Below are 14,538 nucleotides of genomic sequence, written 5' to 3' on the forward strand. Positions count from 1 at the left end.
CGCGCAGGCCCCAGACGCCGCGGATCACGTCTTCCGCCTGGCCGGCGCCGTGATCGGTGCGCCGACCGGGCCGGGTTCGGTGATCGCGATCCTGTCCGGCGCGGGGGCCGGCGCGGTGGTGGGCGGTCTCGGCGGCGCGGCCGTGGGCGGGGCCTACGGGGCGGTGACGGGGGTCCGGCAAGGCGTGGAGGACGGCCGCGAGTGGGGCCGCTGGCTGAGCGAGAAGATCGAGGGCGCGCAAAAGAAGGCGAAGGCCAAGCCGAAGACGGACGCGGATACGGATTGTGCGGATTGCAAGCCGAAAAACCCGTGCGAGCCTCTCAAGAGGGGGAATGGGGAGGGCCCTTATCGTGGGGGTGGGCATGGTAGTCCGAAGCAGGGCACTGGCACGAATTCACCGGTGGGGGACGAACTCGACTTTCATCATATTCCATCCAAGGGGTCTTACAAAGATCTAGATTTGAGTGCTGAAGACGATCCCGCAATACAAATGTTGCAACGAGATCATGCAAATGCCAGTGTTTATTTAAATAAAAAAATTTTGTTAGAAACCAAGCAAGATTATTGAATGCGGGAAAATTTGATGAATTTTTTGCCAGTGATATTGCAAATGTGAGGGAAGTGGCCAAAAATGCTGGTGATCCCACTCGCTACGATGAAGCGATCAAGGAGATGATAAAATATAAAGAGTGCCTTGATAAACATGGCATCACACCTGGTAAGACAGGTAGATAAGAAATGAGCAAATTAGATTGGGAAATACATCCTAAGATTGGGGCGGGTCCAATTAATTTCTCGATGGATAAGAGTACGATATCAAGTATTATTGGTGAGCCAATCGATCAAAATGAAATTTACGGCGGAGATATTAGGGAGTATAGACAGTCAGATGACTCGAAATATGATCTTATCCTACAATATACGAAAGAAAATCTGTCGGCTATTGTGCTTCCATGCCTAGAAAACGATATCAAAATATTCGGGGAGAAAATTTATAAAAGCTCAGCGTCGGATATTGTCCGTGATATAATGAAAAAAAATGGCGGATTTTATACAGATTATGGAGATTATGATCTATGTTTTAATTCTCTAAATTTAATTTTACATGATTTTATGTCGTCAGATCGTTCGGATAAAGGCGTGAGCGTTTGGTCGGAAGCAGCTTATGCTCGGTTGATCTCTAACCTGGAATTGGACGGACCGGGTCGCGACATCTATGAACTGTGACATCGCCGGACAGCAGAGCGGGCCAGACCCGCGCCCTTCTCCGTGGCACGGACGAGGACAAGGACCGTCAAGGCGATGATCGACTGGCTCATCCGTCCGGGCGCGGGCTCGCTTCGCTCCGGGATGAGCCGCGTGGCCGTGGGGGGCTCATCGGTCAACCGCGCTCCGAGACACGGCACGCCCCCGACGATGTGCGCGATTTGCGCCGCCCGGGGGGGGCGCGGCGCCGATGTGATCCTCGGCGTTGATGCAGACACGCTGACCGACGCCGATTTTTCGCAGTCCGGACACGATCCGGCAGGGTCAGCGGGAGCAATCGAACAAGCTCTCATCAATCGGATGACGGGACGCCGGCACTGGGCTCCCGCGTCTCATGTGCTCCATCTGAAGACCCCGTCTCAGGTCCCCCTGCCCGGCGCCTGGCCCGGGCAGTCGCCGACCCGGCGCGACAGGGTCAGGATCTCGGAGGAGTATTCCGGCCGGTCCGTGATCAGCGTATGAGTGGTGGAGGAGACCGAATCTTTTCCGAAATGGAAGGTCAGGACGACCTTGGATCCCTTGCAGTCCATCGCGAAGGCGAAGCCGTCCGGTATCTCGCGGCTGTCGCCGAGCCGGCATCCCTCCAGGAATTCGGGGTTGGTCTCGTACTGGGCGAGCGTCTCGCGCCGGAACGCCTCGTAGTCGGCCGAGGGAAAGCAGGTCCGGCTCGTCACGCCCTGGTTCCGGAACCGGCTGTTGCGGCTCTCGGTCTCGTAGAGGCCCGGCACGAAGACCGGCTTGGGGGTGAGGAGCGGCGCGGCGTCCCGGGACGGCGCCTGCGCCGAGGCGGTCCCCGCGAGGACGCCGAGGACGAGAGCCGGACGGACGAGGGTCGGGAGCGCCGCGCGGATGCGGCTTCCGCCGCGTGCCCGGGCGGCGGACGGACTCCTACTCACCGACCCTCCGGATCGTGTCGAGTGCATCGTCCACCTGCTCCTCCTGGCTGTCGCCGAGCCAGATCTCGGGCACGATCGCGGTGATCCGGGTGCGGAACACCTCTGCGCATGCCCCGTACTGGCGCGCGAAGTACAGACCGGCCGCCCAGCGGTTGTAGAGGCTCTGGCAGGGATAGCGCGCGGCGAGGTCCTCGTAGCCGCGCATCAGGAGGTCGACGTCGCAGAGCGTGTCGCGCACGTCGTGGTCGCCGAGCCCGTAGCCGCGGCCGTAGATCAGCGCGTAGAGGCCGGCACCGAAGCGGTCCTGGCCGACGCTCGCGGCGTGGCGGGCGAAGCCGTCGAGGTCGCCCATGTCGTCGCCGAACCAGCGCGGCAGCAGGCGCACGCCGTGGGCGACGCAGAGCTGCCAGTTCGCGGTGTCGAGGGACCAGGCGCGCATGAAGCGGCCTTGGAAATCCTCGAAGCCGTCGTTGCCGTGCAGGCCGTAATCGTAATGCGTCCAGGCCCAGGGCAGGCTGCCGGCGCCCGATGTCGCGCAAGCGTCGAGGGCGGCCCGGCCGGTCTCCAGGCGGGCGTGGAACGCCGCCCACTGCGCCTCCGACACCGTGTCGGCGTAGCCGCCGCCGCGATGCGCGAAGGCCGCGGAGAGGAGCGCCGAAGCGTAGGCTGCCCCGGCCATCGGCGTGCCGCTGCGCTCCCACCACCGCGCGAAGGGCTCGCAGAGCCGGTCGAGCGCCGGCCCGTCGCCGGCGCCCTCGGCGCGGGCCAGGAGCTCGGTCCAGAGCACGACATGCAGCTTCAGCGCGTTGCCCATCATCAGGTCGCGCCGCTCGGCCGCGGCGTAGAGCGCGTCGAAGCGCTCGAGCTCGCCCGTCTCCCACAGGCGGTCGAGCGCCGCGAGGTCGTCCTCCGCCTCCGGCATGTCCCGGCGGAGCGGCAGGACGGTGAGGTCGTGCCGCTTCAGCGCCGCGCGGCGCTGCCGTGCGGCGCGGCCGTCGCGGATCCGATTGCGCCATGCGTCGAGGCTCAGCATCGGCAGTGTCCCTCCCTCGCTCTCACGCGTCCGCCCGGGCGGCGACGGGCGCGGTCTCCAGCGTCCAGCACGGCCCGTCGCGGGTGTCGGCCGAGGTGACGCCCCGGCTGGTCTCGTCCTCCGGAAAGCCGAACAGGATCCGCCGCCAGGGGCTGTCGATCTCGGTGTCGAGGCGCCGCATCAGCGGCTCCCACGGCTCGGCCTCGTGCGCGCCGGCCCAGAATGCCCGCCCGACGACGAAGTCGCGGCCGTAATCCTGCCAGCTCGCGAAGCTGGCCGAGACCTCGCGGGCGAGGTCGAACAGGTAGGCCCTGACCTCGTCGAGGGACAGGAAGCCGAGGACGTAGCCGTTGCGGGCGAGCTGCGCGGCCCGCGCCGCATCGAAGGCGAGGAAGTTGGCGGCGCGGCAGCCCAGGAGGTCGCGGCCGACCGCCCCCATCCGCCACAGCTGGGCTTGCGCCGCCTCGTTGCCCTCCCGGGCATGCTCGGCGAGCATCGCTTCCCGCTCGTGCCAGCCCCGGCCCGGCAGGGCGCAGTAGCGCCGCACCAGGGCGCGGTGGTCGCGGCGATGGCCGTCCCGGCCGAGCCAGCCCATCGCCGCGACGAGGCCGGCCCGGTCCTCGATCGACCAGTCGCGCCGCAACCACCCCTCCGCCCGGTCGCGCTGCCCGCGGAACCGCCGACCGGCGGTCTCTGGATCGACCGGCAGGTCGACCGGGTATTCGTGGTAGAGGTTGTAGCAGGCGCCCAGCGCGTAGGCCCAGCGCAGGGGCTCGCTCCGGTATCCGGCGTCGTCGAGGTAGAGGAAGGGCGGCTCGCTCATCGGGACGGCTCGGGGCTGGGGGACGCGGCTCGCCCGCTCTTTTGGTTCCGCGCGGCCAGGAGCGCGCGCGGGTCGTAGACCTGCTCCGAACTGCTCTCCCCGCTGCTGGTGACGACGCGCAGCGTCATCCGCTCGGAGGTCGTCGGGATCGGCTGGAGCGGCGCCGCCGCGATCGCGGCCCAGTCGAGCACCCGCTCGGGGGCTCCGGGCGCCGGCCGCAGCCGGACCTCGCGCAGGCCCTCCCGATTGGCGGGCCGCAGGATATCCGACAGGTCGAGATACAGGGTGCCGTCCCGGACGGTCAGCTTCGGCTGGAACCGGACCTCCGACGCGGAGGGCTGCGGGGCCGGGTCGTCCTCGGCCTCGGCCGTCTCCGAACCCGAGGCGGCCTCCCGCACGGCTTCGGCGAGATCGAAGTCGTAGAAGTCCGTGACGGACCCGTCGTCGAACACCAGCTGCACCCGCAGCGTCGTGCCGCCGGGCGGCGCGAAGCGGATCGGCTCCCGCTCGATCGCCGCGAGGTCCAGCCTGGCGGGCTTCCGGTCCGGGGGGCCGATGCGCACCGCCTTCAGGGCCCTACGGACCTCCGGGGACAGGAGCTTCGAGAGGTCGAGCCCGAGCCGTCCGTCAGCCTGTCGCGTGTGCACCGGAAAGTTCATCTCGACCGGAGGCTGGCGCATCGCCCATTCCCGTTCGGGCCAGGGCGACGGAGAGGGCGAGGGCGTGGAAACGGGCGCGCGGGCCGGCGGCTCCGACCCGCCCGGCCAGTGGCTGGCGATGTTGCCCAGGACGACGATGGCGAGCCAGATCACGCCCGCCGACGACCAGTTCCACTTGCTCGGCGGGTTGATCGGCGCCCGGCTCGCGGCCTCGGCGGCCTCGGCCGGGGGCGCGACGGCCGCGGGCGGCGCGGCGGCGAGCGGGGCCGCCCCGAGGGCGCCGCGCAGGGCCGCGAGAATGCGGGCGTCGATCAGCCCGTCGACCTCGGCGAGCGGCCCGAGCACGGCGTTCAGCACCTCGACCGCGACCTCGCGCTCGGCGTCGTCGAGGCCGCGGTCGAACAGCCCGACCCGGTAGGGGCCGAGCAGGCGCGGCAGCACCGTGTCGCCCGGCGCCCCCTCGCCCTTGAGGACCGCCTCGGCGCGGGCGCGCAGGGCATCGGCGATGTCCGCGCCCTCGATCCGCTGCCGCAGCAGCGCCAGCCCTTCCGCGTCCCGCGCGCCCTGGCGCGTCGTCGCCTCGCCCCAGGCGAAGCGCTCCGACATCCCCCGCAGCAGCTCGGGCCGCACCGACGGGTCCCGGGCCAGGTGGTCGAACAGGCCGTCCTCGACGCTCTCGCGCCAAGCGAGGTCGAGGCCGCCGGAGAGCGCCGCGTCGACGACCGCCAGGGCGCCCGCCGCGTCGCCCCGGCGCCGGCGCGCGTCGAGGCGGTGCAGGAGGTCGTCGCGGGCCGCCGGATCGATGGCGGGGGCCGGGCGTGCCTCCGTCTCGGGTTCCGGAGCCGCGAGCGTGCCGCGCACGGACTCGTAGGCCGCGCGCAGGGCCTGGAACCCCTCCGGATCGACGTCCGGCCGCACGGTCTTCAGCCGGCGGGCATAGGCGCTCTTCAGCGCCCGCTCGTCCGCCCCGGGTGCGAGGCCGAGGAGGGCGAGCGCTGCCGCGCGCGTCGCGGACGTCTCCTCCGGCGCGGGGCTGGACGGCCCGGTCACGGCACGGCCCCCAGGGCCCGGATCACCGCGCGCAGCTCTTCCGCGGCCCGGGTGATCGCCTCGGCCTCGCCGGCCTCCAGGGCTCGCTCGAAGGCGGCGATCGCCCGCCCCACCGCCTCGCGCGGGGCGCCGAGGGCCTCGGCGAAGAGACGCTCGCCACGGGCCAGGAGGGCGCGGTAGGCCTCGGTGTCGCGCGGCGCGATCTTCAGGTCGGCGAGGGCGGCGAGCCGCACCTCGATTTCCGCCGGGTCGAGGGGGGTGGGCGAGTTCCGGATCACCAGGCGCTCGCTGCGCCCGTCGACGGTGCTGGTAGCCGAGACCTCGAGCACGCCGTTGACGTCGTAGGTGAAGCGCAGTTCCAGCGCCTGCCGGTCGATCGGCCGCGGCTGCAGCGTCAGGGTGAACTCGCCGAGCGGGATGTTGTCCTTCGTCAGCCGGCTCTCGCCCTGGAACACCGCGCAGGTCACCTGGCGCTGGTCGTCCGCGCAGGGATGCACGGTCTTCGTCCGGCTCACCGGGATCAGGGTGTTGCGCTCGATCACCGGCATGTAGATGCCCGGACGCAGCCGGCCGGAGGCGTCGGGCTCGGAAACCTCGACCCCGAGGGTGAAGGGCGCCACGTCGGTGAGCACGGTCTCCTCGAGCGCCGCGTCGCCGGCCTTGAGCCCGGCCTGGACCGCGGCGCCCCGGGCCACGACCTCGTCCGGGTCGAGGCTCGACAGCGGCAGGCGGCCGAACAGCCGGGCGGCGAGCCGGCGCACGATCGGCGCCCGGGTGGCGCCGCCGGCCAGCACCACGTCGGAGAGGTCGGAGAGGTCGAGCCGGGCATCGCTCATCGCCCGCTCGACCGGGCGGCGCAGGCGCGCGAGCAGCGGCTCGGCGAGTTCGGCGAAGCGCTCGGCGGTGAGGACGGCGCGGTGCGCCCGGCCGCCCGGATGGCCGTCGCCGCCCTCGACCCGGATCTCGACCTCGGGCTCCCGATCGAGGGCGCGTTTGGCGAGCTCCGCCTGGCGCCGCAGGCGCGCCTTGACGCCGGGATCCGCCCCGGTGAGCCCGGTCGTCGCCTCGAACCAGGCCACGATCGCGTCGACGAAGTCCTCGCCGCCCAGGAAGGCGTCGCCCGCGGTGGCGCGCACCTCCATGACGCCGTCGAACATCTCCAGCACCGAGACGTCGAAGGTGCCGCCGCCCAGATCGAAGACCAGGATCTTGCCGCCCTCGGCGTGGCGGGCCTGGAGGCCGTAGGCGAGGGCGGCGGCGGTCGGCTCGTTGAGGATGCGCTCGACCGTGAGGTCGGCGAGCTGGCCGGCGGCGCGCACCGCCCGGCGCTGCACGTCGTTGAAGAAGGCCGGCACGGTGATCACCGCCTCCGTGACCTCGCGGCCGAGCGCCGCCTCGGCATCGGACTTGAGCTGGCGCAGGATGAAGGCCGAGAGCTCCTCCGGGCGGAAGCTGCGGCTCCCGAGCCGCACCTCGTGGCGGCTGCCCATGAAGCGCTTGAACGCCGCCGCGGCGAGCCCGGGCTGGGCCACCACCCGGTCGAGGGCCGGGCGGCCGACCGCGACGCTCCCGTCCCGGTCGAGGCAGACCGCCGAGGGGGTCAGGACCTCGCCATAGACGTTCGGGATCAGCCGCGCCTCGCCCTCGGTCCAGACGCCCACGAGGCTGTTGGTGGTTCCCAAATCGATACCGACGATCATGCATCCTCCATTTCAAGCGAGCGCGGTCGCGCGGCCTCAGGGCGCGCCCCGCATGGGATCGAAGACCGACTGGTCGGCGTCGCGCTCCGCCGGCAGCTGGCGCAGCCAGGCGTTCCAGCCGAGGGCCGGCGCGCGGGTGCCGAGCTGGGCTTCCGGCACGTCCTCCTTGCGCAGGATCACCTGCACGTCGAAGTCGAGGCCGGGATCCATGTAGAGACGCACCAACTCGACGAGTTCGGCCATCCGGACGCCGCCCGGCGCGAGGGCGGCGAAGGCCGCGGCGTCGACCGGGCCGATCACCACCCGGAAGGTGCTCGTCGCGTCGAGGACGCCCGCGCCCGCCACCGCATCGACCCCGAGGCGGCCATAGGCCGGGGCGGGCCCCGCAAGCCGCGTCTGCTCCTCGGGCGCGATCGGCAGGCGCCGGACCCGGAACGGCTCGACCCGCACCGCGAGGCCGAGCCGGTCGGCGAGCAGCACCTCGAGCCCGGCGGCGGAGCGCACCGCGCGGCCGAGGAGCCCGGCATAGGGCAGGAGCTCGGAATCCGGCGTGGCGAGGCGGTCGCGGTGGGCCGGCAGCATCAGCCCGGCGAGGCCGCGCAGGACCTCGGTGATCCGGTCGCCGCCATCCACCCCGTGCCGGGCGATCCGGGCCGGCAGCCGATACTTCTCGTCGGCGTCGAGGAAGGCCGCGCTCGCCCGGGCGAGGACCAGGTCGAGGAAGGCCGACAGTCCCGGGCTGCGGGCGCGCCGCTCGCGCAGGGCCACCTCGGTATAGACCGGCGGCAGCGGCCCGAGCGGCCCGACGAGCCCCACGAAGGCGGCCTCGGGCAGGCCGCGCCGGTCGAGCCCGAAGGTGCCCGGAGCGGCGAGCGGGGTGGCGACGTGGCGGTTCGTCACCGCCCCGACCGCGAGCGCGGTCTCGGACTCCGTCTCCTCGCCGGTCCCGCCGTCGCGCCCCGTCGCCGGCGGGCGGAACGCCTCGATCAGGCGCAGGGCCACGAACGGGTCGAACCGGTCGATCTCGGCGTCCAGCCGCTCGCCGAGGGTCCGCGTCTCGCCGGCGGCGCTCATGCGAGCGGCCTTCCGCCCGAGCGCGGCGCCCAGGTCTTGATCGGCACCGCCGCCCCGCGCTCGCGCAGGGTGAGCCGGGTGAAGCTGTTGAGGTTGACGTAGAGGCCGAAGAACCGGTCGAGCACCTGGCCGAGCAGGAAGGCGGCGCCGGGATCGGCGAAGCGGCGGTCGATCTCGACCTCGATGTCGAGCCCGCGGGCGAGGCCGCCCTCCGCCACCCGGGCGGTGGCGCGCCGGTGGGTGACCGAGACGATCGCGTCGATCAGGCTGCGGGTCTCGGGCGCGTCGCGGTAATCGTAGAGCCGCAGGATTTCGCGCAGCGCCTCGGGCCCGCCCTCGGTGTTCGACAGCGACAGGTGGTTGAGGGTGAGGTGGGAGACGAGCCGCCACAGCAGTCCGTCGCCGGGTTCGAGCCGCAGCGTCGGGGTGAAGGGCGTGAGCGCCCGCAGCCGACCGACCTCGCCCGGGCCGCGCAGGACCTTCAGCACCGGCTGGTCGCCGCCATAGGGCAGGCGGGCCGGCAGGTCGCGGTTGAGACAGGTGGTGTCGATGGACAGCACCGCGTCGGTCGGCGAGGCGGGCGAGGCCTCGGCGTCGACGAGGGCGAGGCGCGCATCCGTCCCCTCGCCGCCCTCGGGCAGGTGGCGCCGGCGCAGCTGCCAGAACAGCGCGCCCGCCTCGTCGGCCCCGGTGAGCGCGCGGCCGAAGAGCGGCACGGCGTCCCGGCTCTGGCCGCCCCGGTCGGTCAGGGTGACCCGCTCGACCGCGTAGACCTCCCGGGTGGCGTGGCGGCGCGAATCCGGCACGATCGGGTATTCCCGCGCCGCGTGGGTCAGGGTCAGCGGCTCGGCGGGCTGGGAGAACAGGTTGACGAGCGGCGTGCAGGCGAGCGCGAAGGTGCCCGGCGCGCAGGCCCGCTCCAGCTCCGCGGGGTGGCGCGAGAGATAGACGAAGATCTCGAGCCGGTTGCCCGCCTGCCGCAGCGTGCGGGCGGAGATCCGCGTCAGGTCGAGAAACAGGAACTTTTGGGGATAGGCGAAGAACTCGGTGAGGAGCCGGTAGGCCGGGTGCGCCCGGGGTGCGGGCGGCAGCACCGCCTCCTCGGGCGAGAAGCCCACGGCCCGGATCGCGTCGCGGCCGAGGAAGGTGGCGGAGCGGTCCTCCGGGTGGTCGGCGATGGCGACCTCCAGGCATTCGGTGAGGAGGAGCCGGTAGAGCGCCACCGCCTGGCGCCAGGGCGCGCGCAGGTAGAACCGCAGGGAATCGAGGCCGAGATCCGTGAAGGTGACGCCCGGGTCGAGGGTCTCGAGGACGAGGCGCATGCTCGCCGGCGCCTCGACATGCGGGCAGGGCGGCGCGACGAGCGGCCGCCCGGTGAGCGCGGCGGCGGTGACCCGCACCGGCCACAGCGAGACCTCCTGGGTGGTGCGGAAGCGGCAGATGTCGCCCTCGACCGGGTCGGTCTCGACGTTCGTGCCCCGCGGCAGGACGATCGCCTGCTTGAGGTCGGGCGGGAAATCGACCTGCGCGACCGCGAGCGCGGGGATCGGCGCGAGGTAGTGCGGATAGAGGAATTCGAGCAGCGACTCGGCGATCTCGGGAAAGTCGTCGTCGAGCTTGAGCCGCAGCCGCGCGGCGATGAAGGCGACGCTCTCGATCAGCCGCGCGACGTGCGGATCGTCGACCGCGTCCGGCGACAGCCGCAGCCGCCCGGCGATCTTCGGATGCGCTCGGGCGAACTGCCCGCCGAGCCCGCGCAGGGCCTCGAGCTCGGAATCGTAGAAGCCGTAGAGGCGGTCGTTCACGGGCACTCCCTGATCATGCATCGCCGCGTGCTTCCACCGAGAAGCTGCGGATCGCCGGGTCGAGGGCGGTTTCGAAGGTGACGGGTTCGGGGGCTTGGTCGGCGCTCAGGTGAACCGCCGCCTCGATGCGGATGCGCAGGAGGCGTTCCAGCGGGTCGCGGCCCTTGAGCACCGTCACCGTCACGGCGCGGAAGCGCGGCTCGAAGGCCTGGATCGTGGTCTCGAGGGCCTGGGCGAGGTCGGCGCGCTGCTCGGGCGTGGCGAGGGGCGCGCCGACGAAATCCTCGACGCCGTAATGCGGCAGCGCCGCGCGCACCAAGTCGAGGCCGGCCGGCGGGCTGGTCGGCAGGCGGCGGGTGTTGAGCAGGGCTTCGAGGTCGCGGCGGAAGCCTTCGCGCACCCGGCGCAGCTCGTCCGCGCGGGAGCGCGGCGGGTCGACGACGCGCTGCGGTTCGTCGTCGATCAGGCGGTCGAGGAGGGAGGGCTGGAGGCGCATCGCCTCACGCCTCGACGGCGATGCGCGCGATCGTCAGCAGGTCGCGCGCCTCGTCGCCGACGAGCCAGACCCGCTGGCCGCGCCCGCGCACCACCCCGCCGGGCGCGGCGATCCAGGCGGTCTCGCGGGCGAGCCGCTCGGCTTCGCTCGCCGCCGGGTCGTGGTACTGGGCAAGCACCAGGAAGGTCGCCTCGCGCCCGTCGCGCAGCCGCGCCTCGGCGCGGCGCCACAGCAGGTCGCGCGGGCGCTTCGGGGCTGAGAAGGCGAGGCTCTCGATCCGCTCCGGCGCGAGCCAGAGATAGCGCCCGGCGAGCGTCAGCGCCTCGAACCCGGCCTGGGACAGGTCGCAGGCATCCCGCACCTCCTGCGCCGCCCCGTCGTCGACCCGCGCGCGGACCGGCGGCATCGCCTCGAGGGCCGCGCGGGCGGTCCCCGCCGCCTCGGCGTCGCCGGCCCGTACCGCGAGGGCGAGGCGCATCGCCTCCGCCTGGCGCGGGGTCGGCCCGTCGACGAAGTCCGGCACCGCTCCGGTCTCGTACCAGGCGACGCGGGCGACCGCCCCGCGCAGCAGGTGGCGCAGGATCGCGAGGGCCGGCGCCTCCGCGGGCGCCTGCTCGGCGGCGACCTGCAGCTGCGCCTCGGCCCGGTCGAGGGCGCCCTGGAGGATCAGCAGCTCGGCCAGCGTCACCCGGGCGGCGGCGTCGCCCGGCCGCGCCTTCACGCCCCGGCCGGCGGCCGCCACCGCCTCGTCGAGGCGGCCCTCCGCCAGGAGGTCGGCGAGGGCGGGGGTGTCGAGGACCGTCATGCTGACCTCCGGATGCAGGCAGGTGCCGCCTCAGGCGGCGCCCTGGGTGGTGGTGACCTCGGCGACGAGCTGGAAGCTCGCCGCCACGTCGTCGAGCTGGAAATGCGGCTGGAGGCGCAGGGTGCAGCCGAGCACGCCGGGGCGCCCGGGGATCTCGCGGACCTCGACGCCGCCGTCGCGCAGGGGGTAGCGGGCCTTCAGCTCGGCCTCGGCGCTGTCGCTGCCGAGGCGGTAGCGGGCAAGCCAGTCGACGATCAGCCGCTCCACCGCCGGCGCGCCGCCGAGGCGGCCGACCTGGTCGCGCATCATCACCTTCAGGGTGTGGGCGAAGCGCGAGGCGCAGAGCACGTATTGCAGCATCGCGGCGAGCCGGGCGTTCTCCTCCGCGGCGAGCCCCGCGGCGCGGGCCGGCCGGTGCAGCGAGGGGTTGGCGTTGAAGACCAAAGCCGCCGTGAACGGCACGTGGCCGACCGGGATGATGCCGTGGTCGGCGAGCTGCCGCTCCTGCGCCGCGGTGAGGCGGATCTCGACCGGGGGCTGCGCCGCCAGGCCCGGCCGGTCGGTCGAGAAGCTCAGGGTCGGCAGGTCGGCCACGAGGCCGCCGCCCTCCTGGTCCTGGGGCACGCCGCGCAGGTCGGCGAACCAGCCCGAGGCCTCGAAGGCCCGCAACACCACCCGGGCGAAGGCGTAGACCGGGCTTCCCCAGAGCAGGGCCGCCCCGTCCGCCCGCACCTCCTCCTCGAACGGGAAGCCGTCGACCCGGGGGCGGTGATGAGCCCGGTGGGGCGTGCGCATCAGCACCCGCGGGGCGAGAAGGCCGACGAAGCGGCAATCCTCGGTCTCGCGCAGGCTCTTCCAGCGCACGAAATCCGGCCCGTCGAAGACCGCCGCGAGGTTCGGCAGGCCGTCGAGGTCGGCGAAGCCGTCGAGGGCGAGGGCGGCGGGCTTGAGGCCCGCGAGGAACGGCGCGAAGGCCGCCGCCGCCACCCCGGCGACGCCCTGGAGGGTGGCCACGTCGTCGGTGCGCGCCGCCGGGTCGACCCGGTGGCCGACCGCGTAATCGCCGAGCAGGAGCCCGAACGGCTCGCCGCCCGGCATGCCGAATTCCCGGGCATAGACCAGCTCGAACAGGTGGCTCTGGTCGAAATCGACCGCCCGCTCGAAGTCGCGGGCGAGCTCGCGCCAGGACACCGCCAGCACCTTGACTATGAGCGGCCCGCTCCCCTGCGCGCCTGCCCGGCCGCCGCCCTGCGCCGCGCCGACGAGGTAGGACAGGCCCCGCCAGCGTGCCTCCAGGGCCTGGAAGCCCGGATGGTGCAGGATCGCGTTGACCGCCCGGTTGAGGCTCCGGTCGATGAGGGCGATCAGCCGGTCGGCGCGCCGCCGCGCGGCGGCGCTGGCCTGGTCCGCCGCGCATTCTGCCGGGGCCATCCCGGGTCAGCCCTGGCGCGGGATGCGGGCGACCATGCGCAGCGAGGTGGTCAGCTCCTCCATCTGCAGCCAGGGCCGCATCCAGGCCACCGCGTTGTAGGAGCCCGGCCGGCCCGGGATCTCCTGCACCTCGACCCGTGCCTCGCGCAGGGGATAGCGCGCCTTCATCTCCGCTCCGGCCTCGTCGTTGGCATTGACGTAGTTGCCGATCCAGCGGTTCAGCCATTTCTCGCAATCATCGGCCTCCATGAAGGAGCCGATCTTGTCGCGGCCGATCACCTTCAGGTAATGCGCGAAGCGGGCGGTCGCCATGATGTAGGGCAGACGCGAGGAGATCGCGGCGTTCGAGGTCGCCTCGGGCCGGTCGTACTTTTCCGGCTTGTGGGTGGTCTGCGCACCGAAGAACACCGCGTAGTCGGTGTTCTTGTAGTGGCAGAGCGGCAGGAAGCCGAGCTTGCCGAGCTCCGAATCGCGCCGGTCGGTGATGCCGACCTCGGTCGGGCATTTCAGGTCGAGGTCGCCGTCGTCGCTCTGGAAGACGTGCATCGGCAGGGCCTCGACCTTGCCGCCGCTCTCGGCGCCGCGGATCGCCGTGGCCCAGTTGGTCTTGGCGAAGGCGTCGGTGAGACGGGCGCCGAGCACGTAGGCGGCGTTCGACCAGCAGTAATGGCCGTGATCCATGGCGAGGCGATCGCCGGGCCCGCCCGGCGCCTCCTGGAAGTCGAACTCGTCGACCATCCGGGTGTCGCGGCCGTAGGGCAGGCGGGCGAGCACCCGCGGCATCGTCAGGGTGACGAAGCGCGAATCCGGCGACTCGCGAAAAGCCCGCCACTTGGCGTACTCGACCGTGTCGAAGATCTTCTCCAGGTCGCGCGGCCGGGCGAGATCGCGGAAATCCTCGAACCCGAAGAGTTGCGGGCTCGCCGCGGCGATGAGCGGCGCGAAGGCGGCGCTCGCCACCCCCGACAGCCCCTGCAGCATCTCCACGTCCTCGAAGTGGTTCGAGAACTCGTAGTCGCCGATCAGCGCCCCGTAGGGCTCGCCGCCCGGCGTGCCGAACTCGCTCTCGTAGATCGACTTGAAGATCTGGCTCTGGTCGAACTCGGCCGCCTTGAGCAGGTCCTTGGCCAGCTCGCGCTTCGAGACGTTGAGCACCCGGATCTTCAGGTTGACCGAGGTCTCGCTGTTGTGGACGAGGTAGTTGAGGCCGCGCCACGAGCCTTCGAGCTTCAGGAATTCGGGCCGGTGCATGATCGCGGCGAGCTGGCGCGAGATCCGGGCGTCGATCTCGGCGATCGCCCGGTTGATCGTCACCGTGAGGTTGCGCTCGAAGCTGACGGTGCCTTCCAGCGCGCTCTGCGTCAGGGTCCGCAGCAGCGCCTCGGTGCGGTCGGGGGCGGTCTGCTTCGTCGCCGCGATGGCGGAATCGAGCAGGCTGGGGCCGGGCGCGACGGTCGTGGCCGCGGCGGGATGCGCCGTCTCCGGGCGTGCGGTGTCCAT

General features: G+C 71.8%; 13 protein-coding genes. 2 read left to right on the plus strand and 11 right to left on the minus strand.

The features are described 5' to 3' along the window. The first annotated feature begins 79 nt into the window (after positions 1-79). Both miv_RS27375 and miv_RS27380 read left to right on the plus strand, forming a co-directional pair. Entirely contained in the window at positions 80-568 is a 489-nt protein-coding gene (locus miv_RS27375; RefSeq protein ID WP_207180039.1) for a hypothetical protein, read from the plus strand. Between the two features lie 170 nt (positions 569-738). After that, positions 739-1,227: a hypothetical protein gene (locus tag miv_RS27380; protein WP_207180041.1), complete on the plus strand. Its 489-nt coding sequence runs from the start codon at positions 739-741 to the stop codon at positions 1,225-1,227. 398 nt (positions 1,228-1,625) lie between these two features. On the opposite strand, the gene miv_RS27385 is transcribed toward miv_RS27380, so the two are convergent. From miv_RS27385 to tssC (miv_RS27435), 11 genes are read right to left on the minus strand one after another with little or no spacing between them, the layout of a single operon-like run. Next, positions 1,626-2,162: a DUF3617 domain-containing protein gene (locus miv_RS27385; RefSeq protein WP_207180043.1), complete on the minus strand. Its 537-nt coding sequence runs from the start codon at positions 2,160-2,162 to the stop codon at positions 1,626-1,628. Continuing rightward, positions 2,155-3,195 carry a hypothetical protein gene (locus tag miv_RS27390; protein WP_207180045.1) on the minus strand — a complete coding sequence of 347 codons (1,041 nt, stop codon included), beginning with the start codon at positions 3,193-3,195 and terminating at the stop codon, positions 2,155-2,157. The genes miv_RS27385 and miv_RS27390 overlap by 8 nt, the downstream gene beginning before the upstream one ends. 22 nt (positions 3,196-3,217) lie before the next feature. Then, on the minus strand, positions 3,218-4,018 hold the full coding sequence (locus miv_RS27395) for a DUF1266 domain-containing protein (RefSeq protein WP_207180047.1): 801 nt from the start codon (positions 4,016-4,018) through the stop codon (positions 3,218-3,220). Then, positions 4,015-5,727: a hypothetical protein gene (locus tag miv_RS27400; RefSeq protein ID WP_207180049.1), complete on the minus strand. Its 1,713-nt coding sequence runs from the start codon at positions 5,725-5,727 to the stop codon at positions 4,015-4,017. The genes miv_RS27395 and miv_RS27400 overlap by 4 nt, the downstream gene beginning before the upstream one ends. Then, positions 5,724-7,427, minus strand: a complete 1,704-nt coding sequence (locus miv_RS27405; protein WP_207180051.1) for an Hsp70 family protein — start codon at positions 7,425-7,427, stop codon at positions 5,724-5,726. The genes miv_RS27400 and miv_RS27405 overlap by 4 nt, the downstream gene beginning before the upstream one ends. A gap of 36 nt (positions 7,428-7,463) precedes the next feature. Then, entirely contained in the window at positions 7,464-8,501 is a 1,038-nt protein-coding gene (gene tssG, locus miv_RS27410) for a type VI secretion system baseplate subunit TssG (RefSeq protein ID WP_207180053.1), read from the minus strand. Then, complete coding sequence (tssF, locus tag miv_RS27415; RefSeq protein WP_207180055.1) at positions 8,498-10,306, minus strand: type VI secretion system baseplate subunit TssF; 1,809 nt, start codon at positions 10,304-10,306, stop codon at positions 8,498-8,500. Before tssF ends, tssG begins: the two co-directional genes overlap by 4 nt. A gap of 13 nt (positions 10,307-10,319) precedes the next feature. After that, the gene (tssE, locus tag miv_RS27420) at positions 10,320-10,802 is read right to left on the minus strand and encodes a type VI secretion system baseplate subunit TssE (RefSeq protein ID WP_207180058.1); all 483 of its coding nucleotides are present in this window, start codon (positions 10,800-10,802) and stop codon (positions 10,320-10,322) included. Between the two features lie 4 nt (positions 10,803-10,806). Beyond that, the gene (locus miv_RS27425) at positions 10,807-11,607 is read right to left on the minus strand and encodes a type VI secretion system accessory protein TagJ (RefSeq protein WP_207180060.1); all 801 of its coding nucleotides are present in this window, start codon (positions 11,605-11,607) and stop codon (positions 10,807-10,809) included. A gap of 30 nt (positions 11,608-11,637) precedes the next feature. Further along, complete coding sequence (tssC, locus tag miv_RS27430; RefSeq protein WP_207180065.1) at positions 11,638-13,038, minus strand: type VI secretion system contractile sheath large subunit; 1,401 nt, start codon at positions 13,036-13,038, stop codon at positions 11,638-11,640. A gap of 6 nt (positions 13,039-13,044) precedes the next feature. After that, the gene (gene tssC, locus miv_RS27435) at positions 13,045-14,538 is read right to left on the minus strand and encodes a type VI secretion system contractile sheath large subunit (RefSeq protein ID WP_207183653.1); all 1,494 of its coding nucleotides are present in this window, start codon (positions 14,536-14,538) and stop codon (positions 13,045-13,047) included.

This window comes from Methylobacterium indicum (assembly GCF_017347565.1).
GTDB classification, from domain to species: domain Bacteria; phylum Pseudomonadota; class Alphaproteobacteria; order Rhizobiales; family Beijerinckiaceae; genus Methylobacterium; species Methylobacterium indicum.

Excerpts from the sequence above, each read along its gene's own strand:
- miv_RS27380 (WP_207180041.1), top strand. The coding sequence starts at position 739 with ATGAGCAAATTAGATTGGGAAATACATCCTAAGATTGGGGCGGGTCCA.
- miv_RS27390 (WP_207180045.1), bottom strand. The coding sequence starts at position 3,195 with ATGCTGAGCCTCGACGCATGGCGCAATCGGATCCGCGACGGCCGCGCC.
- miv_RS27395 (WP_207180047.1), bottom strand. The coding sequence starts at position 4,018 with ATGAGCGAGCCGCCCTTCCTCTACCTCGACGACGCCGGATACCGGAGC.
- miv_RS27405 (WP_207180051.1), bottom strand. The coding sequence starts at position 7,427 with ATGATCGTCGGTATCGATTTGGGAACCACCAACAGCCTCGTGGGCGTC.
- tssG (WP_207180053.1), bottom strand. The coding sequence starts at position 8,501 with ATGAGCGCCGCCGGCGAGACGCGGACCCTCGGCGAGCGGCTGGACGCC.
- tssE (WP_207180058.1), bottom strand. The coding sequence starts at position 10,802 with ATGCGCCTCCAGCCCTCCCTCCTCGACCGCCTGATCGACGACGAACCG.
- miv_RS27425 (WP_207180060.1), bottom strand. The coding sequence starts at position 11,607 with ATGACGGTCCTCGACACCCCCGCCCTCGCCGACCTCCTGGCGGAGGGC.
- tssC (WP_207180065.1), bottom strand. The coding sequence starts at position 13,038 with ATGGCCCCGGCAGAATGCGCGGCGGACCAGGCCAGCGCCGCCGCGCGG.
- tssC (WP_207183653.1), bottom strand. The coding sequence starts at position 14,538 with ATGGACACCGCACGCCCGGAGACGGCGCATCCCGCCGCGGCCACGACC.